Source organism: Orientia tsutsugamushi, from assembly GCF_900327275.1.
Lineage (GTDB): Bacteria > Pseudomonadota > Alphaproteobacteria > Rickettsiales > Rickettsiaceae > Orientia > Orientia tsutsugamushi.
The window spans coordinates 318,160-343,612 of record NZ_LS398548.1 but is presented as its reverse complement, the minus strand read 5'-3'; the positions used below and the strand labels follow the sequence as shown (position 1 = coordinate 343,612).

The window sequence follows — 25,453 nt, the reverse complement described above, 5'->3', positions numbered from 1 at the left end:
TTTTTCAAACTTCACTTATATCATTTACAATAAACTTATTACATCTTAAACATAAAATGATGAATATAATTTTAGCTTTAAAGGTAATTGGGCAAAGAACTATTAAAATATTTTATAATATAATTCTATTTCAAAATTTTCTCTTTGCATCAATAAAAGGAATTTTTACTCTTCATTATTATTTCAATATTACAATACAGGCAATAATTAACATTGGCTTCTATTCTCTGCCAATAGTTGCAGCAACATCACTCTGTTCTGGAGCAGTATTAGCACTACAAACATATGAGGGAGTAGTGCGTTCTTCAGCTATACATGCTATCCCCATGATAATAGTAACATCAATTACCAGAGAATTAGGACCTGTAATAGTAGGACTTATCGTAGCAGGAAGAATTGGTGCTTCTATAGTAGCAGAAATAGGCACTATGAGAGTAACAGAACAAATAGATGCATTATTTACACTAGCTACTGATCCAATAAAATATTTAGTTACTCCAAGATTAGTGGCGACAACATTGTCGTTACCATTTCTTGTACTAACTAGTGATATTATTGGAATATTTGGTGGATATCTAGTTTCAGTATATAGACTTAACTTCAATAGCTACGAGTATATTCAAAGCACAATTCATCACTTAACGTCAAACGATGTAATCTCTGGATTAATTAAAGCAATTGTATTTGGTATGATTATTGGAATAACAAGCTGCTTTCATGGATACTATTCTGATAAAGGAGCAAAAGGAGTAGGAATTGCTACTACTTATGGAGTAGTTCATTCATCTATATTAATACTATTAAGTAACTATATAATGACAGAATTATTACTTTCTCAATACATATAATATAACCCCATACTGTAAAAAAAGCTGCATGAGTATAATAATTAAAAATCTTTGCAAGGCGTTCAAATCGAAGATAGTACTAAATAAAATAAATCTTGAACTTAAATCCAAGCAATCTATAGCTATTTTAGGAAGATCAGGCTCAGGAAAATCTGTATTAATAAAAACAATAATTGGCTTAATTAAGCCAGATGCTGGAGAAATTATTATTGATGGTCAAGATATAACTAAATTATCTCTGAGTGAAAAATTTAAGTTAATGCCAAGTTGTGGGTTTTTATTTCAAGGCAGCGCATTATTTGATTCATTATCAGTAGAAGATAACATTACATTTTATGCTCAAAGATTGTATAAATTGTCCAAGTCAGAAAAAAGGCAATTAGCAATAGAAAAGTTGAAATTAGTTGAATTATCAGAAGATATAATAAATCTATATCCTTTTCAACTGTCAGGAGGTATGCAAAAACGCGTTTCTTTTGCAAGAACAATTTGCACTAACCCTAAAATAATTTTTTTAGATGAGCCTACTACAGGGCTAGATCCAATTATGGTTAATATAATTAATAATCTAATTATTAAAATACAACAAACTCTAGAATCAACAACTATTATTATTACTCATGACATAAATAGCGCTTATAAGATTGCTAATAATGCCGCAATGCTTTATCAAGGGCAAATAATTTGGCATGGGAAAACACAAGATCTTAAAAATTGCAATAATGAATTCGTACAACAATTTATTCATGGTAGTACCACAGGCCCCATCAAATATGATAGCTAAATTAACAATGTTAAAAATAACAATTAATAACAATAATTGTTATATAGGTTATACTTTACAATGCTAAAATTATAAAAGAGCTAATAAAAGTGATCTATCTATAGCTTTAGTTATTGCTAAAGGCCTATCTGATAAGATGATAAAGCTTACATATCAAAAAAGCGTTATTTTATCAACTGTTCACCAATGGTCGTGGTTTTTATAAATATTACATATTTAGCCTATATAATAGAATATTTATACGGTTTAACTAATAATAGAGATATACCTCTTCTTGTACTATTAAATTCAAAAAAGTAGAATACTTCCTTAATATATAGAGTAAATTATCTATTGATAAGCAAGTCCATTATTACAAATTGTATTTCTTCTCTACCACGCCAACGATTAGCCTTGATATTACCTATTAGATCAATTGGTTTAGTATAAGTGCTTAACAAAGCATCAAATAGCTGAGTTCTAGGGTTAAAAGCAATTGCTTTAGTTGTTTTAGCTGCATTAATACCCCACTCAGACAAAACACAATGAACATGTTTGTTAGACAATTGGCTTGCATATTTTAATTTAATATTAGTTAGCTTAAATATTGGCTCTGGATTGCCATTACCAAATGGAGCAAGTTTTTGAATTTCATGAACAGTGTTAATGTTCAAACTTGCAATTGAAAGATCTATAGCATAATTTCTAATGTTATGACCAGTTAAATTTTTCATATCAAGTGCTAATTCTTGATTTAAAAAATTTTTTAAATCACCAATAAGATCGCGTTTAATGGTAAATCCAGCAGCCATAGCATGTCCGCCGCCAGTAATTAATAATCCTTTCAGCTTTGCTTCAGCAATTTTGCTGCCAATATCTATTCCCTTAATCGATCTGCATGATGCACGTCCTAAAGTATCGTCTAAACTTATAACAACTATTGGCTTATGAAATAAATCTTTTAATCTGCTAGCAATAATACCAATTACTCCAGGATGCCATTTATGATTAGCAACAACAATTACATTATTATCGGCTTGTTCACGAGCTATAGTTACTGCTTCTTCAAGCATAACTTTTTCTATTAATTTTCGTTCAGAATTATAATTTTCTAATTCAGAGGCAATATTGTATGCCTCTATCTGACATTTTGTAGATAATAATTTACTACCTAGGTCTGATTTTCCAATACGGCCACCTGCATTTATTCTAGGTCCTAAAACAAAGCCTAAATAGTAACAGTCAGGAGAAAATTCTGCTTCACTCAGATAACCTAATGCTTTTATGCCAACATTTTGATGTTGAGCCATTATCTCTAATCCTTTAGTTACGAACGCTCTATTTAAACCAATTAATGCCATAACATCACAAACTGTACCAAGTGCTACTAAGTCTAAATATTTAACTAAACTTGGTTCAGGTTTATCAGCGAAATAATTTAGCTTACGCAACTCAGATCTAAGAGCTACTAAAAATAGAAATGATACTCCAACTGCTGCAAGATAGTTATATTTGCTTGTTTCATCTAACCGATTAGGATTTATTATTGCAACAGCATCAGGCAACTGCTCAACACTTAAATGATGATCAATAACGATAACATCTATATGTTGTGCTTTAGCTTCAGCTAAAGCTTCGTACGCACTAGTACCACAATCTACTGTAATAATTAAACTAATACCAGCAGACTTAAGCCTTTTAATAGCTGATACTGATGGTCCATAACCTTCAGTAAGTCTTTCAGGTATATATATAATTGGTTCTATGCCTAATTCGCAAAAATAGTTTTTCAATAAAGCTGAAGAAGTAGCTCCATCAACATCATAATCTCCAAAGATGCATATATGCTCCTGCTGGTTAATTGCGTGAATAACTCTATTAACTGCCTTATCCATATCAAGTAAATGAAAAGGATCAGGTAAAGCTTCATTAATAGTTGGAGTTAAAAAGTATGATATTTGCTCTAAATCAATATTTTGTGCATATAATAATTTTGCTAAAAAATCACTTACTCCATGTTTTTGCCTGATAGTTTCTATGATATACTCATCAAACTCAGTTTTATTCCAATAATTGCCAAGTACAGATTGTTCATTCACGGTATTCATAGTTTATGTTTTCTTAAAAATAACTTTTAGAATTCTGCATTCGTTTTAATGTGCCTTCAAGTATAATACTTGCAGCAACTCTATCATCTATGGCATTACGGACTTTTCTTTTGATATTTCCCATTTTAAGCAAATTATTTGCAGCCTTCGATGTTAACCTTTCATCACATAAAAATATTGGTAGTAATAATTTATTAGCTAACTTATTAGCAAAGTCCTTCACTCTATGAGTTTGGCTAGTTTCAGTGCCATCAAGCTTAAATGGCAGACCAATCACTATAGCTCCAATGTTATAAGCTACAGCAATTTCTTGTATTTTATTAATACGGTCCTGATTAGTAGCAAATATAGTTTGTAATGGCATTGCAACAGTATGCTCAATATTAGAAATAGCAACTCCAACTTTTTTTTCACCAAAATCTATACCCAAAATTTGCTTTTTAATATCAGCAGCTTGAAGAAACTCAATTATGCTATTAATAATCATACAGTTGTTTTCTCTGATTTTACTAGACTTGAGATTGCAATAAAATTACACCATATTTGTACATAATCACTAATCCATAAATATTTTGGATTAAAAGCAATTATCATAATAGCAATTAATATTGCTGGAGCTGAAGAAAATGCTCCAAGCCTACAGATATCTTTAATAGAACAACATTTTGTGAAAAAATTAATTAAAGTGCCAATAGTTACTATGATTATAATGTTGTCAAATGCTATAAATATTAAAAACCCTAGTACAACTAACGGGTACAGCATTAAAATACACAATAAGATTATATTATATTTTTTTTGGAAAACTTCAGTTAATAAGTTTTTAATATATGAGCTATCTATTAGCAATTTTTTATTGCCTAAGATTGAATTATAAAAAATCTTAGTAGTACGACCAGTTGCATGATCTACTATTTGAATATTATCTTTAGCCATAACAATCAAGATATTAGATATTTCAGCTCCTGTTATCTTTGACTCAGGATCAATAGCAATCAATATTGTATGATTATCGTCTGTAATCAAATATGGCGTAGGCTCAAGTAATGAAATTTGTTGATTATCATAATATATTTCTGGCCACTTGCTAAGTATATTATCAATTATTAAACCTGTTTGTGACTCTAATTTATTTCTGGTTAAATAATCATTAACATCCTTAAACATGCTTAATTTAGCAAATAACCAAGCTATTGCTCCTAAACATACTATTGCTGTAATGTAACGAAATCCATAACCAATATATCTTTTTCTAATATCATTATAAAAATCCAGACTCCAAACTGCCATATAAAGGTTATATATAATGAGTTTTATTGGATTTATTATATTACTAATAAAGTTAGTTATCATAAGACAATAGTTTATTAAATACAGCTTAATGCCAAAATCTATCATTTAAAAAGTAAATATTAATCAGATTAATATTTACTCGCTTTCAGGGGGCATATATCTCTCATCATGTTTTGCTAACAAATCATCAGCTATAAATAGTTTTTGATTCATATATCCTTTAGCAACTACTTCTTGCCCTTCTTTAAATAAAGGAGGTAATATTCCCTTAAAATAAACTTGCAACTCACTTGTGTTATCTGTGATTATAAATTTATTTTCATTAGGAGAAATTTTATTAATTGATCCATGTTTAACCTTACCACCTACTCGAACAACTACTCCTTCCTTGCTCTGTGAAAGTATTACTGTAGGAGTATAGAAAAAAATTATGTTCTGAGAAAATGCACGTAAAATTAAAAATACACCGCAACTAATACTTAAAATGAGCAGAAAAACAATTCTAAACCTAGAATTTATTTTGAAATACATTTAATAGTTTCCAAATATCGACTAAATGAAGCTACAAATAAAACAACTAATATTGTTAAACTAATACCATAAGAAGCTACTATATGAATCATAAATGTATAATAAATTGATACACAATGCTAATAATATATATATTATTGAACAAGCTAACAACATATATTTGATATTTCTATATGAACACGTAAAATGTTTGCATATCAAATGGTAATTATAGAAAGCAACAATTTTAAGCACACTATTCTCTAAAATTAAAAATATTTAATTACAAAAAGCAAATTAATAAATTAAATTTTAATATTATGCATAAACAAAAATTATACCGTATAACTTATGGTAATAGTAATCCAAGTTTTGAATTAGTTGAGGCAGATATTCCTACTCCAAAAGATGATGAAATACTAATTAAACACACTGCTATTGGAATTAATTTTCAAGATTATGAACATTATAAAAAAACTTTAGTTTCTATATCTAACCCAGTTATAACAAATAATGAGAAATCGCTTGGAGTGTACAGCAACATCAAGCAAGCAATTAAGTCTTTTTTACATAATCCTTCTAATCAAGCTACTCAGGCTACTCAAGTAAGCAGTGATAATAATATTGCATCAAATAATACATTTAGTAATATTGTTAAAATCACACCTGGCATAGAAGCAGTAGGTATAGTGCATAAAATAGGGAAATTAGTTAAAGATTTTCAAGTAGGGCAACGAGTTGGCTATTGCACAGTTACAGATGGAGCATATAGCCAATATAGAACAATAAATTCTAACTATGTTTTTAAAATTCAAGATTCTATATCTGATGAAGCAGCAGCAGCAAATTTAGTCAAAGGAATGACTGCTCATTATTTGATGAGAAGAACTTTTTATGTACAGCCAAATATGACTATACTAATTCATGCTGCTAGTAGCGCTGTTGGTCAAACAATGCTTAGACTTGCGAAAGAATATAAGGCTACAGCAATAGCTACTGTAGGCAATGACGACCAAGAAAAGAAATCGATTCTTCAAAATCTTGAATGTGAGTATATATTAAATTATAATAACCCCGATTGGGTAAAGCAAGTAAAAGAAATTACTAATAATAAAGGAGTTAATGTAGTTTATGATTGTTTAGGGCGACAAACTGTTTTAGAATCTATTGACTGTTTAATGCCATTTGGACTAATGGTTCTTTTTGGTCAAATTACTGGTAGCGTTAATACAATTGATCCGCAATTACTAACTCAAAAATCTTTATTTTTTACAATGCCACAATTACAGTATTATAAACAAGATAATATAGAGCTTTTGCTTAGTGCTCTAGAAGTATTTGCTCTAATAGAAAAGGGAGTATTACCTAAGAAAGCAAATCAAATTTACCAATTTGATAACATAGTACAAGCAATGCATGATATAGAAAATCATAGAAATTTAGGTACTAAAATTGTACTGTTATAAAATCAATTATTAATCGTTAAAATTATTTTATTAATTGCATATTTTGTTCGCTAATACTTTTTTGGTAATCATTATATAATCACATCTTCTTATAGCTAAACTATTATAATTATTTTATAGTATGGTAGCTATATTAGATACTTACCGACTTATTATCCTAATTTAAATCCTATTGAGAAAAATGGTTTTAAGATAAATCAAGAAGAATGAAATATTACTGTGACTTAGATGCCATTTTCAAAAAGGATATAACATAACTGTTTTATACTGAGTTAATTGTATCATTACATCGTACAATCTTTGTAAAGATATGAAAACATATTTATTAGACATAGAAGATAAGTATTTATTGAATAAATTTTCCTTAATTGAGTCTGTATTTAATGTATTAAAAAAACATCTGTATTTAGATCAGTTATTATTTTTTTAGTAAAAAAGAATAACTTATAAAAAGAAGCAGAAAAAGTTAATTTTTCTTGACTTATAAACTTTGTAAAATCTGCTATTAGCGTGTGTGTTAACTTATTTAGTTAATATTCGATAGTTAACTGTAACTGTATAAGAATTATTTCAATATTGCTAAATTGCTAATAGACTAAAAAAACACAAGCAATATCACATCAAAAAATTTAAAGCCAGGAATTGATTTTCAACTTAATAACTAAAATTTAGAATTGATAAACTGTATTCAACTTTAGATTGGATATAGTGTTATTTAACTCAAACTAAAATATTACAAAATTATTTACTATAAAAAAAGTCATAATATATGTCAATATTTAACTGAATATTAAAATTAATATGCTAAGTTATTATAAGTTGATTATTTTGTCGAAAACATATGGGAATTGAGTATGGTAGCAATATTTATTAAGATTTACAATAATAGTGTTAAGAAAAATTAAGATTCCAAGTGAAGGTAGAGTGATATATAGAGATAAATATGAGAGTAGCTAATATAATATAATGGCTGCAATTACAAAAGAAGAAAAGTGGTTGTTAATTCCAGCAATAGAGCCTGATCGTAAAATGACGGTTTCATCAAAAAATTACCATGAAACTTATTTAAAAGAATTGGCAACTTAGAGTTTTTATCAACACGTCTTATATAACATATAATACAAGTCTTTTTTTGAGTTTTTGATGTTTTAACTTTCTCAAGATTATCAATATCAAAAGCGCCTTGAGCAACCATATTCTTTATTTCGTATAAAGACTTACATTTTAGCTCTTTAGGAATTTTACAATCCAAAGTACTTCTGTAAAAGACACTGGTTAGGCTCATGCAGCCCAATAGCAATAATAAAAACTTCATTATAAATGCTCCTCTAACTTTTGTGATTGATCGAATTTATTATGCAAATTAACTTTTTCATTGCCAGTTGATGGTGAATAAGTTGAATCATGTGGCTTATTCTTGTGCTCACGTAAGTCAAAACCTTTTTAAAATACAACATCTATGACTCTACCTGAGGCAACAACAATGACTGGACTTATGGAATCAGCTCGTTTTATAGCAAAATCAGCTAGCTTATCAAAAGCATTGCTAGCTCCAGCGTAAGCTCTAGACTGAAGCACATCTCCAATACTTAACTCTGATTGCACCTGACCTGGAGTCATTATATTTAACGTTGGTGCTGTTGACATATCAGGTTTAATAGCTTTAGCTTGCAGAAACTTAGCCATACTGCTAAATACTCCATTTAATGCAGCCATTCTTAATTAGCACTTTAAGCTAGTTTTATTTTTTTCTTAGTATTTCTACTTTGTTTTTTAGAAGGTTTCGCTGTTAATTCTTTTGTATTAACGTCATTACTGAACAAATTGGTATTGTTTGGTGTTCTCCTATTACAGTTAAATAAACTTTGTTTCCTTCTTCTCGTGGAGCAATAAACAAATATCCAGACTCATGAACTACAACTTCAGCTGCATTTTGAGGATACATAAGAATATCATTAATTTTTTCATCTTTAAGATTAATTCTTGTTGGCCCACTATCAGAAATCTCAAGCTTAAGCAGCTCATCATCTTGTAATGTATATTCTACCGCATATACATCACTAAACTTGACTAAAGCAATAAGCCCTATCATAAATCTCAAAACTCTAATATTCATTTTTTTATTCCATTCTCTTTAACACCAGTCAATAACAAAAGGTAATTAGGAGTTCGCTTGTAAGTCAAAAGGTAAGTCTTATCGACAGCTATATCTTTACTATCGCTAAACCAATAACGAAGCGTTCCACTAATTAATACTCCATTCATTTATCACTTCAACCTTCTTTGAAAAAAAGACTGAAGATACATTTGAGCCTTTAACAAATTGCAAATGATCATGAAAAAATTTATTTAAAGATTCAGTATTACTGAATACCACTTTCATGTCTGCTATTTGTCTTTCTACCTCATTTGGAGAAGTAGCAAATAAGAATTTCATCACATAAATTGCCCATTCCTTTAAATAGGTTTCATGGTAATTTTTTGATGAAATCGTCATTTTACGATCAGGCTCCATTGCTGGAATTAACAACCACTTTTCTTCTTTGGTAATTGCAGCCATTATCGCAATTATATTAGCTGCAGCTAGCAATATAGTTACTGAAAGTAAGCATTTATTATATTTAACCAGCTCTTGTATAGCATTTTGCTTAAAGAGATGATTCATTATTTGCCAACTTTTTTGCCCAGCAATCTTGAATATCCTAATGGAGCTGGCAATAAACCTTTAGCTACTAAAAAACTTTTTAGCAAAAAATTCTCCGATACCTTCTTAAATTTTTTAAAGCAATAACATAGAGCAATTCCTCCAACCATAAATGCTAGGCCTAATTTAGCATGCCTGCTGTTTAGTAGTACAATTCCTGGAGCTACTCCAGCTAGCACTACTCCCCATTCGTCAATGCTCAAACCCATATACTTCAACGGCCTCGATAATGCCCAACATAATTTTTGATTTTGCATAATCACCTTTAGCCGCAATTGTAGCATGAGATTTCTCATTCTACTACTGTGATTTTCAAAAATTTACAAAATCTAATGTAGAGTAACTACTTAGCTAAGTTGTTGTCAATTTTTCTTCTCCACAACTTAATTATGGCACTATTCCAGATAGTATCTCGTTTAAACAAACATTGGGACCGAATATACTCAGCATATTTTCAACAACTTTATTTGTAGCGATTTTTGCCTTAGCTAAACTATGTATAATATAAATTTTAGTTATGTTAGTATTACTATGTCCTAATATTTGAGATATTGTATCTAGTGTTTCACCATTATTTTTCATCCAAGTTGCAAACGTTCTTCTAAGATCATGTATTGTTCATTCTGTATTCCGGCTTTTTTTCGAATCTTAGCCCATGCTCGCTGCATTGTTGAACTTGATATGTGTTTACTATTGTCTGCTGAACTTGGAAATACCCATTCACTTTTTGAGCATAGTTTTCTGGTTTGCAATACTTCTATTAATTTATCTGCTACCCCTACATATAGAGTTTTACTATTTTTACTCTTAGTTTTTGGTATACACCATATTTTTCGCTAAGGCTTATCTCGTCCCATCTCATTGCTAATATATTGCCACTACGAGCTGCTGTGAATAAAGCTGTAAATAAAAACAGTTTTTCTGATATCTTTGATTGTTTTTGCTCTTCTTTTAATTGACTATTTTCTTTCTCTGCCAGCACTTTCATGACTCTTCCCATTTCTTCATTTGTTACATATCTAGATCTTGATTCCTCTTTGTGCCTTTTTATTCCACATACAGGATTCTTTTCTAATAATCCCCACTCTATAGCCTTATTAAATATAGGGCTTAACAGTTTTAGAATACTGTTTGCTGTTACATAGTGTTTCATTGCTGTTATTTCATCAAAAATTTTCTGAATATCTTCTTTGGTAATCTCTGATATCTTTTTATTGTATAAAGATTCTAGATACCTCTTTACTCTTTGAGCCATTATCTTCCAACTTTTATGATAAAGACTACTATATTCAATAATATATTTTACATGCACCTGTCCGAATGTTAGTTCATTCTTTAATTTAAGCCTCTTCTCTCTTTTTTCTCTTCTTTCTTTATTTATCTTCCGTCTTTCATCCATTGGATTTATTCCGTTAGCAATATCCCTTTTTAACTGCTGTATCTTTTTTCTAGCTTTTGCTACCGTTAGATCTGGTGAATCTCCTATTTTTATTTTATAATATATGCCACCAATGTTTATTCCTAAATAAAATCTTCTAAATCCAGTATATGATATTATCCAAAGTAAGTTCCTTTGTATTATATCTCTACACTTGATTATTTTTTCTTCTTTGGTTGGTACTTTTATTTCATTTAATGCTGATTGTGTAAATTTAAATACTTTTACTGGCATATTTATCACCCTTAATTAATTTAAAATTGAAGTAATTAAATAATAACTTATTAATTTTTAAAATTAGCTTAAACTTATAGTCTAAGTATGATTTTTATTTAATAGCAAATACTTTTGTAAAAATAAAAAATATTTTTAAGCGACGTTATCAACTGAAGGTTACTCTGAGCTTATCAACTATAAATTCAAGTTGTTGGATTAAAAATTAGCACTTCAACTAGCCAAATATTAGACATAAATTTCGTTATATTTTCGCAATTAACATCAAGATATTATTGTCATATTGACAAAGAATATTAATACATCTACAGTTAAATTCATGTATCAATTCAAACGAGAATAAACTACATGGCAGATTTTATAAAGCGTATAAAGCTCATAATAGCTCTTAATCTAACTTATTTCTTCTTGTTAGTTAAATCATCTTAAACATGAAAGGTATGTAATATATACCAGTCTCTTCTCCTTTCAGATAATGCATTAATACAGCTAGAGGTAGTAACATTCTGGGCTACAGTTGTATTATTCTACTATAACTTGCTAAACAAAAGTATTATTTGTACTTATGACTCAAGTAATATAGATAATAATTTTTAAAATCCTTGCATGGAGATAAATAAAAATATATCACTATTGTTAATAACTCAGCTAAGGATAACTTTTAATCTCTGTTCCTTTGATCCCTACTTGGTATTAATCTCTTTTTTCCCACTCTTGATATATCTTGCAAAAATTATCTATTAAATAGTATACTGTTACAATACATTTTTTCATGTTGGGTTATTTTATTTTTATTTAAATTTTCTTTTTAACTCAACATTCTCTCTTTGTATACCTCTTATTCTCTACATTTATCCTAATTTTGCATTTCAAGATAAATTAAGCAGAATGAAATATCACTGTGACTTAGACATGCTTTTTAAAAAGTATCTAACATAACTGTTTTATACTGGTTTAGCTATATCATGCAAACGATTATATATCTCGAGCTCATTGCATTAATTTGGCACAAGGCTTGTTCTGACTAGTAAAGTATAGATTGACTCTAACACCTACTACAACACTAGATGGACCATAACACAGTTCTCTTCTTGTTTCTTTTTATAGCTCTAGTAGTTTTAATATGCCTTATTTTTAGTGTTAAACTATGGTTATAATCCTCACTCTTACTACCTATGCGATATTTCTTGTATCAAATTCTAGGTAATAAAAGCCTTTTTTAGATTTAAGGATACATGCATAATTATTGGTAATAGTATAGTAAGTAAGGTTACAACTAGTGCATAAGATGAGTTCTTACATCTGCTGCAAGTTTTTATATTCTCAAATTTTTATCTTCAAATTGAGTTTTTTTTTGTTAAGCTTAATGACTTCTTTAGCAATTTTAATAACAAAATCAGGTTCTAATCTTGCCTCATAACATATTCTCTGAAAATAATTTGAATTGCTGAATATCCATATTCTAGCTTCATGCTCATACTTTTTAGCCTCAGATGCTGCTGAAATATTAGAAGCATCAATGATAGCTTGTAGAATTATTGCTCGTCTAAGCAAGATATCAGGATTGTCAGAAAAAGTCTTTAAACGTTCAAAGGGAGCTTGGAATTTTATTACATAATTCATAAGTGATTTATTAAAACCTCTAATTTAGAATTTATGTTACTATATAACACGCAATACTATAGGCACTAATACCAGAAAAAAATTAACAAATGTGTCAAAAAAATAGTTAATATAATATAAGTATTTAGCAAAAAAGTTGTATCTCTAATTTGTATTGTGGAATGGTTAATAATCTTAATACTTAGTTATAAGTGAGGTCTAATCGAGCAAATTATGTTAATGCTATATTATATCACCATTATTTAGTGCAACTTTAGGATTGTAAAATAATAATTATTTTTTAGTAAACTGAAATATTCAAACTTAGTTATTATTGTTTTAGAGATATTATTTAATATCTCTAAAACAATAATAAAAGCAATCCTATCCATAGCTAAAAAAGTTAATAAATCAAAAAATTATGAATAATAAAGTATTCTTACTTAATTGAAAAATAAAATTAGTTAAAATTAAAAGTTATTAATACAATAAATATTTATTGTATTAATAACTTTTACTAAGATAATTGCGTTATTTTTAACACATTAGATTATATACAGCATAATATAGATGGTTACACTTTACGAAGTGTAACAGACAATATCAAAACAATCCTTAAATAAGTAAGCTCTTAAGTATGTCATTTTCAACTTTAAGCAAGTAATGCTCAATAACAAAAAAATTAAAGCGAAAGATAGAAAATAGGTAGAAAAAAACTAAGAAATTGTGAAGCAATTTTCAATCTAAAGGTTCAACTAATGATCTAGCAAAGTATGCAACCTAAGATTAATTAGGTGATTTTCAAGTTATATGTATCATGAACAAATTAATACAAAAAATTTGCTATATAATATAGACCCGCTATTTAATTAAATATAATACTTTAATAATAAATAATAATAAACATTAATATTATGTGGTAATTATGCCTTCAATATCATTAAAGTTAACAAATAGCTTACTAAGAAAAATAAAAATTCCGAATGAAGGAACATTAATCATCAATGATTTAGACGAACTTTCACTTAAACTAAGAATATCATGGACAGTAAGAAAAACATGGTTTGTTGAAAAAAAATTAGAAAATAGGGGCTAAAAATAAAGATAGGGCTACATCCATATTTATCTACAAGAAATTTAAGAAGGTATCGGAGAATTTTTTTGCCAGCACCATTAGGATATTCAAGACTGCTGAGTAAAAAAGTTAGCAAATAATAAATCATCTCTTTAAGCAAAATGCTATACAAGAGCTGGTTAAATATAATAAATGCTTACTTTCAGTAACTATATTGCTAGCTGCAGCTAATATAATTGCGATAATGGCTGCAATTGCCAAAGAAGAAAAGTGGTTGTTAATTCCAGCAATAGAGCCTGATAGTAAAATGACGGTTTCATCAAAAAATTACCATGAAACCTATTTAAAGGAATGGGCAATTTTTGTGATGAAAGTCTTATTTACTACTTCTCCAAATGAGGCAGAAAGGCAAATAGCAGACATGAAAGTGGTATTCAGTAATACTGAACTTTAAATAAATTTTTTCAGAATCATTTGCAATTTGTTAAAGGCTCAAATGTGTCTTCAGTCTTTTTTTCTAAAGAAGGCTGAAGTGATAAATGAATGGAGTATTAATTAGTAGAACGCTTCGTTATTGGTTTAGCGATAGTAAACATATAGCTATCGATAAGACTTACTTTCTGACTTGCAAGCGAACTCCTAATTACCTTTTGTTATTGAGTGGTGTTAATAAGAAAAAAAACTGGCTTAAAATGCTAGTTTTTACTTCAAAGACTTGCAAGCTGCGAATCAAGCTCATTAAAACTACTTCAAAGTAAAATTTCATTGATATGGAATAACTAGCATTAGGAGAATAATGCAAAATTTACTAATAAGCAATAACAATGTTCATATATCAAAAATCTCGACTAAATATGCTAAAACCTACATTTGGAATACAGTGGAATAATGTAGTTGTAGGGCTGTTAATTATAATTACTGCTTGTGTTTTTTCTTTTGAGGCAGCATTAGCTGATACTCTTGAAGGACAGCTTAATAAAATAGACGGACTTTTTAGTGGAAAACTAAAAACAATAGGTATATCAAGCGCAACTATTTTATCATCGATTTGGGCTGTAGCAAGAGGGAATGTAAAGCTTGCAGGAGTAATGGTAGCAATTGGTGTTATTTTAGGCTTTTACCTAGTGAATTGCCAGTGGTATGAAAATTAATTGATAAGGTAGAAACATTAACATTCAAAAAGCGTAGGAATAGTGGAACAGGACAATTCAGACAATAATAATACAAAAGAAGAAGATTTAGAGCTAAATGATAAACTAAAGGCTGAATCTTGTGTTAGGTCTAATAGCAAGTTATCAGAATTAACAAATATCATTCGTAGAAAGCCAGTAATTGCCTTAACTTTTATAAGCATCACAATAATGGTTGTTTCATATTTTTTATCTGAAAGTGGTAAAACGAAAGAATCTATAATTTTTATTGAAAATCGTGAGTCAAGAGAAGCGATTTCTGGAATAGAACAAGCTGTAGATTTGAGAGCAAAATGGACAGAAGAAATACTTAATGAAGTCAAAACATTAAAAGATAGATTTGAAAGTGTAATAGACAGCAGATATTTAGAAATTACAGCCCAAATTAATAATTTTAACCAAAAACTTGAGATATTGGAGAATCAGCCTAAGCAGAGTCTATATAATAATGATAGTGATGAATTTAGTTCTGATCTTAATCATCATATTTTAAATTCACCACATGATAACAAAACAGAGCAAGCTCCTGTACAATCAGCTGAAAATTTTTCAGAATTTTTATGCAATGGACATTACGTAACTTAACATTGTCTTTAATTATTGTTCTATTTTCAACTTCAATAAAACCTGCATCTCTTAATTCTACTAAGCATTGCCTAACTCTTCTTTGATCAACATTTAGCTTATCCTCATAAAGATGATAACTTTCCTGTAATTCATCTATATCTTTGTTGTAATAGATATATAGTTTAAATACTATAAATGATAAAAGCTGTTTAGATGTCTTGCTTAATGCTTTTCCATTATCTCCAGTTAACTTTCTCCACTCTGGTGGAATGATATTTTCAATAAAGTTATAAAATATTGTTGCATTATTGCTACTGTTTTTTTAATAATATTACAACTATTAGTTAAGAAGTCGAATACTACAGGTCGCATTTTTCATCTCCAAAAATACAGCTATAGATGTGTTTTAGAAAATAATTTTTTTACAAATTACCATCAAATTTTTATGCAAAAGGTAGAAAATAGGTAGAAAAAAATTTTTATGCCAAACCTATATAAATCTTCATACTGATACTATCTGCTTCAGAAGACCAATTTTACCTATAGATAATGTTATATGTAAATTATATAGCTAATTTTATCATAGTTTTTAAATGAGGAAGTTTATAAAAGTTTGCATTATCTATCATAACTACAGAATTATTAGGTAATTTCTGAATTAAATCCTATTCTATCCAACAGTTAAAAATAGCAGTATTAACATTGCAGTCAAAAATTGATACGGTTAGTAGAGATTTGTCTACTAATGCTCCTATAACATTAGTTCTCTAACCGCTCTCATCTGTAAAGACAATGACTTTTTCTTTATCTTTATATCTTTTTATCTTATCATTAATTTCTAATCTTGATTCTTTTTTTGCATTTAGATGTTTTAAAGCTTTTTTTGTATGTAATATTTAATCTCTTTAATGCTTTTTGTATACCCCAACTTACTTACCCATAGCCGTTCAGCTCTTTCATATTGGCATGCATCACTATATTGTGTCGCATCTTCTTTTAGTTTATCAATAGAGATTTTTGTTGGATCTCTGTTTCTGTTTTTTTACACAATATGTTTTTACACAATATGTTTTTACACAATATGTTTTTACACAATATGTTTTTACACAATATGTTTTTACACAATATGTTTTTACACAATATGTTTTTACACAATATGTTTTTACTCCATACAAATACTGTATTCTTTCTTATTCTAAAACGTTTTAATACTGATTAACATCTTATTATTATAATTGTTTTATGTTTAGCTATATTAGAGCATTTAGCACATTATTCTCCTGATTTAAATCCTACTAAAAAAAATGCTTTCAAGCTAAATCAAGCAGAATGAAATGTCACTTTAACTTAGATACTATTTTTGAAAAGTATATAACATAACTGTTTTATAGTGGTTTAGCTATATCTAAGATCCATTTCTTATATCGAACTTTGGTTAATTTAACTAAGATAAAGCATAAAAAGTTAGCAATAGTACCAATTAAGCCACCAGACACGCCAAAAATTGATGATAAGCTATAATATTCCCATATAATGAACAGCGATAATCCTAATAAGCTGCTGCATATGAAAGCTTTAGTACTAATTTTTATATCAAATAATCCTAAAATAATTGGTACTAATAAAGGAGCAGTCCAGAAACCACTCATAAATATTACAAGATCAATTACACTATAAAAATTTAGTGCTACGCATATAGAAATGCTGCCACTAATTATAGTAATAACTTGTGTTAGCAAAAACGATACAGTTGGCTTATTAAGCTGAATTAATGGATTGATTATGTCATTAACCATACTAATTGATATAACGCTAAGATTAGTTTGAGCTGTAGCAATAGTGATAGATAATAATCCTACTAGTAAAATTCCTTGGACTGTTGGTGAAAAAAAGCTGTCAAGCATAATTAGCAAAGGCATAGCAGCTGACTGTGGCGGTACAACATAAAATGTTATCAAGCCATTAACTGCAATGCAGATTATAAAAAATATATATAAGCAAGATTTGATAATAATTGCATGCTTAATTTCTGTTGTACTACCATTTGCTAATACTTTTTGAATCAGACTTGGCTGAAACCCCATAATAGAAAAACATAAAGCTATTTTAATAGTACTCCATACTAATTCTGAATTGTATAAAGAATATTTTATTGGTAAGATTTGATTTACTATATTGTCAATGCCTAGTTTATAACTTCCTACAGCAGGAACTACAAAAATTGCTAATACCATAGCTACAAACCTTAACAGGTAAGTAGTAGTGACAGCTTTACTTCCTTCAACAGCAGTATAAATGATAATTATTAGATAGCTTAATATCAAACTTTCTGAGCATTTAATTCCAAATATAAACTCAAAAATCTTTCCGCTAACACTAATTTGTGCAGCAAGATATCCTATTGCGCATAAAACTGCTCCAATGCCAGTAATAATTCGCCCATAGTTACCATAATGCTTATATGTAATATCGCCAATGCTAATAAATCCATGATGATGGCTGAATTGAGGGATAACTAGCAATGCTATTAAGATATCAGCTACTACTGCAAATATTAGACCATATCCCCATGCGCAACTGTCACTAAAAGTTTTTTCGGCGATGCCAAATATAGTTCCTCCTCCAACTGAAATAGTTAAAATGGCAGCAACAAGTAGCAATTTATTATTCATTGTTTTGCTAATTTTTGCAGCACCAAAATCTTCTAAAGAATGGAATTTTGCTCTGTAATAAATGCTTACTCCAATTGTTATCAATAAATAAGTTATGACTATAGATTTAGTAATCATATAACTATTTTATAATCAAGTTTTTAAAATTTTTGCTAGCAATTTAGCTAGTATGACAGCTAATATAGCATTAATTGTTACGATAACAAAGAACCATCGCCAACCTATAGCTTCAATTATGTACCCAGCTATGACTGGAAAAATTCTTGATATTCCCATCATAGAACTTAGAAAAGAATATTGAGTTGATCTATAATAACCTTTGCATAATGAACTAATTAAAGCAATATAACTAGACATTACCATGCCTCCAGTTAAGCTTTCAAATATATTAACTATTACCAATATACTTAAATTTTTGCCAAAAACATCTAAAATAATGAAACAAGAATGAGATATAGCATGTAAAAATCCAAAATAAATTAGACCATCTAATATTGTTATTTTATGCATAATACGACTAGCTATTAGTCCACCACAAATAGCACTAATTGTTCCTAAAAATTTTCCAGCAAAAGCTATTTCCTTAGTCGTAAAACCTATCTCTAAAAAAAAAGAGTTTAGCATAGTCCAAATAAAGTTATCCGGTATTCTACAAACAATTAAAAATACTAATAATACTAGTACTGTTCTAAATGAACCTATGTGCTTAGTTAGCTCAGTAAAAAAAAAAGCTAATGACATAGGAGATTTATTTATTTGCAATTGTGTATTTTCGATTTGAAGATTGTTTGAATCTGTATGGTTGAATTCTTTAGCAAAGACTATTAGTATTATAGAAAATAATATAATTATTAAAGAAAAAATCTGATAGATGCTTTTCCAGCTGATAACTGTTGAATAGTACATTGCTCCTGATCCAGAAATTATCATAGCAACTCTATAACCAAAGATATATACTCCGGAAAATAGTCCTTGTTTATTACTTTGCACTATTGAAGATCGAATTGCACCTAATACTACATTTTGTGTTGAACTTAAAACTGAGATTATAAACGCTACTATACTGATCATATATAGTTCAGTTGCTGGAGATAAATGACTCATAATAAATATGCTTATAGCAAGCAACAACTGAATGATAACTAACCAACTTATTCTATGTCCTAAAACATGTGAAAGGCAAATTATCTTTTTTGAGTCTAGTAAAGGCGCCCAGAGAAAATTTATAGAGTAGGGTAAAAATATGATCGAAAATAGTCCAATATTTGATTTGCTGATACCTTCTGACGCTAGCCAAAAGTTTAGTGTATTGCTATTAATTAGTAGAGTAAAGCCGCTAATAAACCCTAGTAACCAAATTTGCAATTGCAGATTTGTTCTCGTTATCACTCCCATTTGTTCCTCAAATGATAATGTCTAAAATCTTTAGACAGCATACTTAAACACAGTGCTGCTATTAATATAATATATTATTCTACGTTGTGCGATATGAAGTTATGCATGTGATTGTTTGACTATGAAAATAGATTAACTATGTTGTTCTACCAACAAGAAGTCTAATGGTACATGCAATGGAGGAAGTAACCCTATGTATGAAGCTATCAGGACAATACATTAATGGTTTAAGAAAAATTAACTAACTAGAAGAAATAAGCTAGAGTAAGAGTTATTGTGAGCTTTATACGCCTTATAAAATCTGCTATTTAGTTTATTCTCGTCTGAGTTGATATATGAATTTAACTGTAGCTGTGTTAATATTACTTGTCAATATGATAATAATATCTTGATGGTAATTGCACGAATGTAACACAAATATGTGTATAATATTTAGCTAATTGGAATGCTAATTTTTAATCAAGCAACTTGAATTTGTAGTTGATAAGCTTAGAGCAGCCTTCAGTTGGTAATGTCGCTTAAAAATATTTTTTATTTTTACAAAAGTATTTGCTATTAAATAAAAATCATACTACACACTATAAGTTTAAGCTAATTTTAAAAATTAATAAGTTATTATTTAATTACTTCAATTTTAAATTAATGAAGGATGATAAATATATCAGTAATATTATTTAACTTTACACAATCAGCATTAAATAAAATAAAAGTACCAACCAAAGAAGAAAATATAATCCAGTTTAGAGATACAAAAGAAAGGAACCTACTTTTGATAATATCATATACTGGATTTAGAAGATTTTATTTAGTAATAAACATTGGTGGCATATATTATAAGATAAAAATAGGGACTTCACCAGATCTGACTGTAAAAGAAGGCTAGGAAGAAGGTAATGAAGTTGAAAAAGGATATTGCTAACGGAATACATCCAATGGAGGAAAGACGCAAGATAAATAGAGAAAGAAAAGAAAAAAGAGAGAAGAAACTTGAATTACAGAATAAACTAACATTCGGACAGATGCATGAAAAATATGCTGAATATAGTAGTATTTATCATGAAAAAGTTAGAAGAAAAGCTATGTAATAGTAAAGAGTTATACAGCACCTTTATACCATAAAAAGATATCTGAGATTACAGAAGAAGATATTCAGAAGCTTTTTGATGAAATAACAGCAAAGAAATACTATGTAACAGCTTTCATGATTTCAGGTATCATAAGCCCCTTAACAGCTATTGCTCCTTTATTTTTTAGCATTTCGTTAAAATCTTCACCTTCTGAAGGAATAAGGAATTACGATGCTAGTGATTGCTCCTTTGCTTTTTAATGCTGTTGCAGCCTCCTTTATAGTGCTTACATATTCTTTATTCTGTTTATCATTATTTGCAGCTATAAGGATCTTTTCTCCTTGAAATGGTTGATAGTACTTCAAATTATTTACATTTGAACTATATACCATTCTGCTATCAATGCCAGCCTAATGAAAACTTGATATCGCTTTTCCTTCTGCAGACAAAATGGTTACATCATAATCATACTATCTTTGTTCTTTGATTTGCATAAATAATGGAGTAGAAATATCTTTGGAGGGATATTGCTTTATGCTATTCTCTTGCTGGACTTTTTCTACTTTAGCTTCTTGCTCTGGTTTAGCGGTAAAATGATAATATTCTTCTTTATCATTTGGTCTGCTGAGCTGATTTATTAAGCTGTTAATGCTTGCAGTAGCTTTCTTATTGCAATATAGCTGCAAGTTCTCTATATGCCTTGTCATAGCTACGTATAAGCTGCTTATATTACTTACTCCATTATGTAAAACGTATACATCTTTTATAGAAGCTTCCTGAGCCTTATAAACAGTACTTGCATACCCATGTTTAAATTGTATTTTAGTTGGATCAAAACTCACCTCTTTTCCTGTGTATGTCTTAGCTACAAATTCATTTTTATTAACAGAAGTTAAAGTTGCAAATTCACTATTTTGTATTTGTAAATCCTTATCGCTTGTTTGAAATACGATTCTATCTCCTGCCATATAGGACTCTTTCCTTCCAGCTATTGAACGCCTATATTCTGTGCCTTGTAGCGTACCATTTGCTTTTAACAAAGATCTAATACTTGAATTAAGAATGTCGACATCTTTATTACGTACTGTAATTACCAATTTTTCATGTGGGTTAAATTTGCTTAGACTCCAGTTGTATACTAACTTACTCATTGAGTCCTGCAACGTATTATCAAACTTAACGCAGTTATTTTGCCTTAGTAAGGTTATACCGCTTAAAATATTACTCTCAGCAAACTTCATTGTTGCTTCTCTGCTCCAGTTTTCACTTTTCTTCGAACATCTGTTAAAACATGTGAACCAAAAATATTACTCAGCATCTCAAACATTACGCCTCTTTCTATTGAAGCTAACTGCTTTTCCTCGCCAGCGAGTATCAGTTGATAATTATTGTTTCTAATGAATTAGTTCAGTGTAAGTAAACTTAAGGGTAATATGGAAGTTGCTGAATCTCAATTATCTAGAGTTGTAGAACAAAGGTTAGATAAAAAGCCTATTCTCTCAGATCTACGAGAATCAGGCTCAATTGAACAGGAAGCCGATATTGTAATGCTCATATATCGGGACGAATATTACCTATCTAGATCAGAACCAGATCTAGGTACTCTAGAACACATAGAATGTCAAAAAAGCAAGATAGATGCTTTAACACTGCTGAAATAATTGTTGCTAAACACCGTAATGGGCCAGTTGGTACAGTAAACTTACACTATGATAATAGGTATTCTAAATTTGGCAATATTGTTAAAAACTTTCAGCAAGGTTAATAAACGCTAGATTATGCATAAGATGAAAAAATGCTTAGCCAAAAAAAAATTACAGCAAAATTTTACTCATTAACACCAGAGATATACAACTTAAGGTTAGTTTTAGCATCGTGATAACTGAATCAAAATTTTTATAATTTAATTTGCTTCTTTTTCAGTTTTTATCTGGGATTGAAGTATACAAAAAGTTTAATTTATAGTATAATTTATTAAAGATTATTTAGAGATGAAAAATGATAGACTTTTATAGCGAGAGCTTAATAAATAAGCTGTTTAGAACCAACGTAAGATTTAACACCAAAATTGATCTTGACAGAGTTGAAAAAGCTATATTTTATGCAAAAAAATATCATAGCAATCAAAAGCGAGATACAGGAGAACATTATTATATGCATCCATTAGAAGTAGCGCGCATGGTTGCAGACTACAGCTTTAAAACGGATACGATTATTACAGCAATACTACATGATACCATCGAAGACACAACACTAACTAAAGAAAAGATAGCAATCGAATTTAATGATAACATTGCCGAGCAAGTTCTAGCTCTTACAAGAAACAGAGGTGGTAAGAAAACCAGTTCCATGAAAATGATTCAAACATTAGTGAATCAAGATAAAGTAGAGCTATTACTAATCAAACTATTTGACAGATTGGATAATATTAAAACTATATTCATAAAGCCAGCCAAAAGAAGACAAGAAATCATACTAGAAACGCAGCAAGAATTTATACCTCTTGCTGAATATCTTAAATTACCAGAAATTGCTATAGAGCTAAATAAATACTGTGAGCTTTATACTACCAAATAAGCTAAAGTTTAATAGGTGGTTAATGTAGTGAATTGCAGAAATTAAAATTCAATAAGAGAATGTTCATGTAAGTTATTTTGTTGTATAATTTAAAAAGAATAGAAAATATGAAAAATATATGCATTTATCAAGATTTCTAGATCCAAAGAATGATGTAGCATTTAAAAAGATATTTGGATCAGAAAAAAACAAGGACATACTAATACATTTTCTGAACGATATATTGTTGTTTGAAGGGAATAGAGAAATAACAGAAGTAGAGTTTTTAGGAACGATATTAGATGCAGACATAGCGTCAAAAAAAGAATCAATAGTAGATGTTTTGTGTAAAGATAAAAACGGTGCGCAATATATAATAGAAATGCAAGTAGATCCTACACAAGGATTTGAAAAAAGAGCACAGTATTATGCAGCAAAAGCATATGGCAGGCAACCAAATAGAGGAAAGGAAGGAAAATACTCAGACCTAAAGGAAGTTATATTTATAGCTATAGCAGATTATAAATTGTTTCCAAACAAAGAAGACTATATATCAAGGCATGTAATATTGGATAAAAAGACATATGAGCATGATCTAAAGGATTTTTCATTTACCTTTATAGAATTACCAAAATTTAAAAAAGATAGAGTGGAAGAGTTAAATGATATAACAGAGAAGTGGTGCTATTTTTTTAAACATGCAAAAGAAACAACATTAGATGGATATCATAAAATAATAGGTGAAGATTTAATAATAAAAAGAGCGTATGAGGCATTAGATCAGTTTAATTGGAGTGAAGACGAACTAATAACCTATGAACAAGAGTTAAAGCGTATATGGGATAATAAAGCAGTCGAAGATTATAAACTCGAACACGCTAAAGCTGAAGGTAAAGCTGAAGGTAAAGCTGAAGGTAAAGCTGAAGCAAAAAAAGATTTGGCAATAAAATTATTGAAATCTGAATTATCAGTTGAGACAATTGCTGAATATACGGATTTATCAATACAAGAAGTATTAAATTTAAAAAATAGTGTAAAATAATAAGAAATATACAACACGAAATCTTACTTTTGATGTGTTGTATGCTACTTCTATTAGATGCTTTATATCACACTACAAGTTCTATACTATACTAAACATTGAGAAGCCTATTCTTTGGCCTCAATGTCCTTAACATGGCCGCACCATTCTTGACGAAAGCTATTCCATTTTAAGCCATGAAGGCGAATATGGCGCTTAGTGTTTTCGTCTGGTTCAGAAGCAAATTTTAAAATCACAGCAGCTTTATTTTGCTGTTCTTTATCAAAAATATCTTTACCGATTGTAGTCCAATGATTCTGAACATTTGGATGTAAAGATAGCTGGTTCAAAAAAAAGTAGCATTATTTTTTGAACTCTAAGATTTTTGATATATAGTCATTTACAATGAAGTTTGCGTATAAAATATCCTGTTAGTAAATCTTATGATACTATTGTCGCTTTTTTTATGCTCAAACCTCATTGTAAATGACTATAGTCTATAATCTAGAATAATAAAACATTCTTAACTTATGAACATCTGATTCTCTGTACCTTGATTCTAAAAATTAATCAGTTATGATGCGGAGATTGCTTTTTTTAATTTTTTTGTAAGTTCATTTGCTAACTGGTATGCGTACACATTATCAGAATCATATTTGATAGCCAGGTTATAACTTTTTCTATTGCATTTCTAGCTTTTTTAAAATATCTCTAATATAAGGTGCTATTAAACCTGGATTATACTTAATAGCTAACTCAAAATTCTTTATTGCCTTTTCACGTTGTCCTAATTGCTTCAAAGTATCTCCTTTATTCATATAAGCTTCTGCCAGATCTGGTTTATGCTTAATAGCTATATCAAAATTCTCTATTGCTTCTTGATATTGCCCTAATTGGTATAAAGAAATTCCTTTATTAAATTCTCTATTGCTTCTTGATATCGA

The 25,453-nt window shown here is 29.1% G+C and carries 26 protein-coding genes and 8 pseudogenes; 13 read left to right on the top strand and 21 right to left on the bottom strand.

Annotated elements, in window-relative coordinates; all coding sequences use genetic code 11:
• Positions 1–59: 59 nt before the first annotated feature.
• Together DK405_RS01810 and DK405_RS01805 are read left to right on the top strand one after the other, a co-directional pair.
• Positions 60–848 carry an MlaE family ABC transporter permease gene (locus tag DK405_RS01810; RefSeq protein WP_162563022.1) on the top strand — a complete coding sequence of 263 codons (789 nt, stop codon included), beginning with the start codon at positions 60–62 and terminating at the stop codon, positions 846–848.
• A gap of 28 nt (positions 849–876) precedes the next feature.
• Positions 877–1,632 carry an ABC transporter ATP-binding protein gene (locus tag DK405_RS01805; protein WP_012461925.1) on the top strand — a complete coding sequence of 252 codons (756 nt, stop codon included), beginning with the start codon at positions 877–879 and terminating at the stop codon, positions 1,630–1,632.
• 326 nt (positions 1,633–1,958) lie between these two features.
• Here DK405_RS01805 and recJ read toward each other — a convergent pair whose 3' ends face one another.
• The 4 genes from recJ to ccmE all read right to left on the bottom strand — a co-directional run bounded on the left by recJ (position 1,959) and on the right by ccmE (position 5,543).
• Positions 1,959–3,719, bottom strand: a complete 1,761-nt coding sequence (gene recJ / locus DK405_RS01800; RefSeq protein ID WP_045912623.1) for a single-stranded-DNA-specific exonuclease RecJ — start codon at positions 3,717–3,719, stop codon at positions 1,959–1,961.
• 13 nt (positions 3,720–3,732) lie between these two features.
• The gene (ruvX, locus tag DK405_RS01795; RefSeq protein WP_012461923.1) at positions 3,733–4,206 is read right to left on the bottom strand and encodes a Holliday junction resolvase RuvX; all 474 of its coding nucleotides are present in this window, start codon (positions 4,204–4,206) and stop codon (positions 3,733–3,735) included.
• The gene (locus DK405_RS01790; RefSeq protein ID WP_231967586.1) at positions 4,203–5,009 is read right to left on the bottom strand and encodes a DUF1189 family protein; all 807 of its coding nucleotides are present in this window, start codon (positions 5,007–5,009) and stop codon (positions 4,203–4,205) included. The genes ruvX and DK405_RS01790 overlap by 4 nt, the downstream gene beginning before the upstream one ends.
• Positions 5,010–5,147: 138 nt before the next feature.
• Positions 5,148–5,543, bottom strand: coding sequence for a cytochrome c maturation protein CcmE (gene ccmE, locus DK405_RS01785; RefSeq protein ID WP_045912621.1), 396 nt, complete (start codon positions 5,541–5,543; stop codon positions 5,148–5,150).
• Between the two features lie 299 nt (positions 5,544–5,842).
• On the opposite strand from ccmE, the gene DK405_RS01780 reads away from it, so the two are divergent.
• Both DK405_RS01780 and DK405_RS01775 read left to right on the top strand, forming a co-directional pair.
• Positions 5,843–6,988, top strand: a complete 1,146-nt coding sequence (locus tag DK405_RS01780) for a zinc-binding dehydrogenase (protein ID WP_045912620.1) — start codon at positions 5,843–5,845, stop codon at positions 6,986–6,988.
• 295 nt (positions 6,989–7,283) lie between these two features.
• Positions 7,284–7,400 (top strand): annotated as a pseudogene (locus DK405_RS01775) (transposase); the annotation flags it as partial.
• Positions 7,401–7,964: 564 nt separating this feature from the next.
• On the opposite strand, the gene DK405_RS13620 reads toward DK405_RS01775, so the two are convergent.
• From DK405_RS13620 to DK405_RS01720, 10 genes and pseudogenes are all read right to left on the bottom strand, one after another.
• The gene (locus tag DK405_RS13620) at positions 7,965–8,303 is read right to left on the bottom strand and encodes a hypothetical protein (RefSeq protein WP_045912619.1); all 339 of its coding nucleotides are present in this window, start codon (positions 8,301–8,303) and stop codon (positions 7,965–7,967) included.
• A gap of 128 nt (positions 8,304–8,431) precedes the next feature.
• Positions 8,432–8,704, bottom strand: a complete 273-nt coding sequence (locus DK405_RS01760; protein WP_231967585.1) for a TraB/TrbI/VirB10 family type IV secretion system protein — start codon at positions 8,702–8,704, stop codon at positions 8,432–8,434.
• A gap of 73 nt (positions 8,705–8,777) precedes the next feature.
• Positions 8,778–9,104 (bottom strand): hypothetical protein, encoded by a 327-nt coding sequence (locus DK405_RS01755; protein ID WP_231967584.1) that lies wholly within the window; start codon positions 9,102–9,104, stop codon positions 8,778–8,780.
• Positions 9,101–9,653, bottom strand: a pseudogene (locus DK405_RS01750) (TraE/TraK family type IV conjugative transfer system protein). Before DK405_RS01750 ends, DK405_RS01755 begins: the two are co-directional and overlap by 4 nt.
• A complete protein-coding gene (locus DK405_RS01745; RefSeq protein WP_041621693.1) occupies positions 9,653–9,988 on the bottom strand; it encodes a hypothetical protein in 336 nt (111 codons plus the stop codon). The pseudogene DK405_RS01750 and the gene DK405_RS01745 overlap by 1 nt, the downstream one beginning before the upstream one ends.
• Positions 9,989–10,079: 91 nt before the next feature.
• Positions 10,080–10,274, bottom strand: coding sequence for a site-specific integrase (locus DK405_RS01740; RefSeq protein WP_064613009.1), 195 nt, complete (start codon positions 10,272–10,274; stop codon positions 10,080–10,082).
• Positions 10,271–10,444 carry a hypothetical protein gene (locus DK405_RS13610; RefSeq protein WP_231967582.1) on the bottom strand — a complete coding sequence of 58 codons (174 nt, stop codon included), beginning with the start codon at positions 10,442–10,444 and terminating at the stop codon, positions 10,271–10,273. The genes DK405_RS01740 and DK405_RS13610 overlap by 4 nt, the downstream gene beginning before the upstream one ends.
• 26 nt (positions 10,445–10,470) lie before the next feature.
• Positions 10,471–11,364, bottom strand: a complete 894-nt coding sequence (locus DK405_RS01730) for a tyrosine-type recombinase/integrase (RefSeq protein ID WP_064613012.1) — start codon at positions 11,362–11,364, stop codon at positions 10,471–10,473.
• 439 nt (positions 11,365–11,803) lie between these two features.
• Positions 11,804–12,138, bottom strand: a pseudogene (locus DK405_RS15605) (IS982 family transposase); the annotation flags it as partial.
• 549 nt (positions 12,139–12,687) lie between these two features.
• Positions 12,688–12,987: a hypothetical protein gene (locus DK405_RS01720; RefSeq protein WP_011944522.1), complete on the bottom strand. Its 300-nt coding sequence runs from the start codon at positions 12,985–12,987 to the stop codon at positions 12,688–12,690.
• Between the two features lie 904 nt (positions 12,988–13,891).
• On the opposite strand from DK405_RS01720, the gene DK405_RS12690 reads away from it, so the two are divergent.
• The 4 genes and pseudogenes from DK405_RS12690 (at position 13,892) to DK405_RS01700 (ending at position 15,816) form a co-directional block, all read left to right on the top strand.
• Positions 13,892–14,062, top strand: coding sequence for a hypothetical protein (locus tag DK405_RS12690; protein WP_162562999.1), 171 nt, complete (start codon positions 13,892–13,894; stop codon positions 14,060–14,062).
• A 118-nt stretch (positions 14,063–14,180) separates the two neighbouring features.
• Positions 14,181–14,733: pseudogene (locus tag DK405_RS13605) on the top strand (TraE/TraK family type IV conjugative transfer system protein); the annotation flags it as partial.
• Positions 14,734–14,865: 132 nt separating this feature from the next.
• Positions 14,866–15,196 (top strand): annotated as a pseudogene (locus tag DK405_RS01705) (hypothetical protein).
• 38 nt (positions 15,197–15,234) lie between these two features.
• Positions 15,235–15,816 (top strand): hypothetical protein, encoded by a 582-nt coding sequence (locus DK405_RS01700; RefSeq protein ID WP_064613014.1) that lies wholly within the window; start codon positions 15,235–15,237, stop codon positions 15,814–15,816.
• A 228-nt stretch (positions 15,817–16,044) separates the two neighbouring features.
• On the opposite strand, the gene DK405_RS14910 is transcribed toward DK405_RS01700, so the two are convergent.
• The 3 genes from DK405_RS14910 to DK405_RS01680 all read right to left on the bottom strand — a co-directional run bounded on the left by DK405_RS14910 (position 16,045) and on the right by DK405_RS01680 (position 19,835).
• Positions 16,045–16,170, bottom strand: coding sequence for a hypothetical protein (locus tag DK405_RS14910; protein WP_269459203.1), 126 nt, complete (start codon positions 16,168–16,170; stop codon positions 16,045–16,047).
• Positions 16,171–17,183: 1,013 nt separating this feature from the next.
• The gene (locus DK405_RS01685) at positions 17,184–18,470 is read right to left on the bottom strand and encodes a sodium:solute symporter family protein (RefSeq protein ID WP_231967581.1); all 1,287 of its coding nucleotides are present in this window, start codon (positions 18,468–18,470) and stop codon (positions 17,184–17,186) included.
• Between the two features lie 132 nt (positions 18,471–18,602).
• Positions 18,603–19,835, bottom strand: a complete 1,233-nt coding sequence (locus tag DK405_RS01680) for an MFS transporter (RefSeq protein ID WP_231967580.1) — start codon at positions 19,833–19,835, stop codon at positions 18,603–18,605.
• 679 nt (positions 19,836–20,514) lie between these two features.
• On the opposite strand from DK405_RS01680, the gene DK405_RS13600 reads away from it, so the two are divergent.
• Both DK405_RS13600 and DK405_RS13595 read left to right on the top strand, forming a co-directional pair.
• On the top strand, positions 20,515–20,748 hold the full coding sequence (locus DK405_RS13600; RefSeq protein WP_064613016.1) for a DUF4102 domain-containing protein: 234 nt from the start codon (positions 20,515–20,517) through the stop codon (positions 20,746–20,748).
• A gap of 10 nt (positions 20,749–20,758) precedes the next feature.
• On the top strand, positions 20,759–20,950 hold the full coding sequence (locus tag DK405_RS13595) for a hypothetical protein (protein ID WP_064613018.1): 192 nt from the start codon (positions 20,759–20,761) through the stop codon (positions 20,948–20,950).
• A gap of 106 nt (positions 20,951–21,056) precedes the next feature.
• On the opposite strand, the pseudogene DK405_RS16030 reads toward DK405_RS13595, so the two are convergent.
• Together DK405_RS16030 and DK405_RS16025 are read right to left on the bottom strand one after the other, a co-directional pair.
• A pseudogene (locus tag DK405_RS16030) lies at positions 21,057–21,639 on the bottom strand (conjugal transfer protein TraA); the annotation flags it as partial.
• A gap of 530 nt (positions 21,640–22,169) precedes the next feature.
• A complete protein-coding gene (locus DK405_RS16025) occupies positions 22,170–22,274 on the bottom strand; it encodes a hypothetical protein (protein WP_280638111.1) in 105 nt (34 codons plus the stop codon).
• A 97-nt stretch (positions 22,275–22,371) separates the two neighbouring features.
• Between DK405_RS16025 and DK405_RS01665 the strand changes: the two are divergent.
• The 3 genes and pseudogenes from DK405_RS01665 to DK405_RS01655 all read left to right on the top strand — a co-directional run.
• A pseudogene (locus tag DK405_RS01665) lies at positions 22,372–22,697 on the top strand (DnaB-like helicase C-terminal domain-containing protein); the annotation flags it as partial.
• A gap of 233 nt (positions 22,698–22,930) precedes the next feature.
• Positions 22,931–23,509, top strand: a complete 579-nt coding sequence (locus DK405_RS01660) for an HD domain-containing protein (RefSeq protein WP_064613023.1) — start codon at positions 22,931–22,933, stop codon at positions 23,507–23,509.
• Between the two features lie 118 nt (positions 23,510–23,627).
• On the top strand, positions 23,628–24,530 hold the full coding sequence (locus tag DK405_RS01655; protein WP_064613025.1) for an Rpn family recombination-promoting nuclease/putative transposase: 903 nt from the start codon (positions 23,628–23,630) through the stop codon (positions 24,528–24,530).
• Positions 24,531–24,621: 91 nt separating this feature from the next.
• Here the strand turns inward: DK405_RS01655 and DK405_RS01650 are convergent.
• Both DK405_RS01650 and DK405_RS01645 read right to left on the bottom strand, forming a co-directional pair.
• Positions 24,622–24,850, bottom strand: a pseudogene (locus DK405_RS01650) (conjugal transfer protein TraD); the annotation flags it as partial.
• A 339-nt stretch (positions 24,851–25,189) separates the two neighbouring features.
• Positions 25,190–25,417: a tetratricopeptide repeat protein gene (locus DK405_RS01645; RefSeq protein WP_109510564.1), complete on the bottom strand. Its 228-nt coding sequence runs from the start codon at positions 25,415–25,417 to the stop codon at positions 25,190–25,192.
• Positions 25,418–25,453 lie beyond the last annotated feature (36 nt).

What these genes read in the sequence shown, in the direction of transcription:
- DK405_RS01810 (WP_162563022.1), top strand. Translation starts at nt 60, where the DNA reads ATGAATATAATTTTAGCTTTAAAGGTAATTGGGCAAAGAACTATTAAA.
- DK405_RS01805 (WP_012461925.1), top strand. Translation starts at nt 877, where the DNA reads ATGAGTATAATAATTAAAAATCTTTGCAAGGCGTTCAAATCGAAGATA.
- recJ (WP_045912623.1), bottom strand. Translation starts at nt 3,719, where the DNA reads ATGAATACCGTGAATGAACAATCTGTACTTGGCAATTATTGGAATAAA.
- ruvX (WP_012461923.1), bottom strand. Translation starts at nt 4,206, where the DNA reads ATGATTATTAATAGCATAATTGAGTTTCTTCAAGCTGCTGATATTAAA.
- DK405_RS01790 (WP_231967586.1), bottom strand. Translation starts at nt 5,009, where the DNA reads ATGGCAGTTTGGAGTCTGGATTTTTATAATGATATTAGAAAAAGATAT.
- ccmE (WP_045912621.1), bottom strand. Translation starts at nt 5,543, where the DNA reads ATGTATTTCAAAATAAATTCTAGGTTTAGAATTGTTTTTCTGCTCATT.
- DK405_RS01780 (WP_045912620.1), top strand. Translation starts at nt 5,843, where the DNA reads ATGCATAAACAAAAATTATACCGTATAACTTATGGTAATAGTAATCCA.
- DK405_RS13620 (WP_045912619.1), bottom strand. Translation starts at nt 8,303, where the DNA reads ATGAAGTTTTTATTATTGCTATTGGGCTGCATGAGCCTAACCAGTGTC.
- DK405_RS01760 (WP_231967585.1), bottom strand. Translation starts at nt 8,704, where the DNA reads ATGGCTGCATTAAATGGAGTATTTAGCAGTATGGCTAAGTTTCTGCAA.
- DK405_RS01755 (WP_231967584.1), bottom strand. Translation starts at nt 9,104, where the DNA reads ATGAATATTAGAGTTTTGAGATTTATGATAGGGCTTATTGCTTTAGTC.
- DK405_RS01745 (WP_041621693.1), bottom strand. Translation starts at nt 9,988, where the DNA reads ATGAGAAATCTCATGCTACAATTGCGGCTAAAGGTGATTATGCAAAAT.
- DK405_RS01740 (WP_064613009.1), bottom strand. Translation starts at nt 10,274, where the DNA reads ATGAAAAATAATGGTGAAACACTAGATACAATATCTCAAATATTAGGA.
- DK405_RS01730 (WP_064613012.1), bottom strand. Translation starts at nt 11,364, where the DNA reads ATGCCAGTAAAAGTATTTAAATTTACACAATCAGCATTAAATGAAATA.
- DK405_RS01720 (WP_011944522.1), bottom strand. Translation starts at nt 12,987, where the DNA reads ATGAATTATGTAATAAAATTCCAAGCTCCCTTTGAACGTTTAAAGACT.
- DK405_RS12690 (WP_162562999.1), top strand. Translation starts at nt 13,892, where the DNA reads ATGCCTTCAATATCATTAAAGTTAACAAATAGCTTACTAAGAAAAATA.
- DK405_RS14910 (WP_269459203.1), bottom strand. Translation starts at nt 16,170, where the DNA reads ATGCGACCTGTAGTATTCGACTTCTTAACTAATAGTTGTAATATTATT.
- DK405_RS01685 (WP_231967581.1), bottom strand. Translation starts at nt 18,470, where the DNA reads ATGAATAATAAATTGCTACTTGTTGCTGCCATTTTAACTATTTCAGTT.
- DK405_RS13600 (WP_064613016.1), top strand. Translation starts at nt 20,515, where the DNA reads ATGATAAATATATCAGTAATATTATTTAACTTTACACAATCAGCATTA.
- DK405_RS13595 (WP_064613018.1), top strand. Translation starts at nt 20,759, where the DNA reads ATGAAGTTGAAAAAGGATATTGCTAACGGAATACATCCAATGGAGGAA.
- DK405_RS01660 (WP_064613023.1), top strand. Translation starts at nt 22,931, where the DNA reads ATGATAGACTTTTATAGCGAGAGCTTAATAAATAAGCTGTTTAGAACC.
- DK405_RS01655 (WP_064613025.1), top strand. Translation starts at nt 23,628, where the DNA reads ATGCATTTATCAAGATTTCTAGATCCAAAGAATGATGTAGCATTTAAA.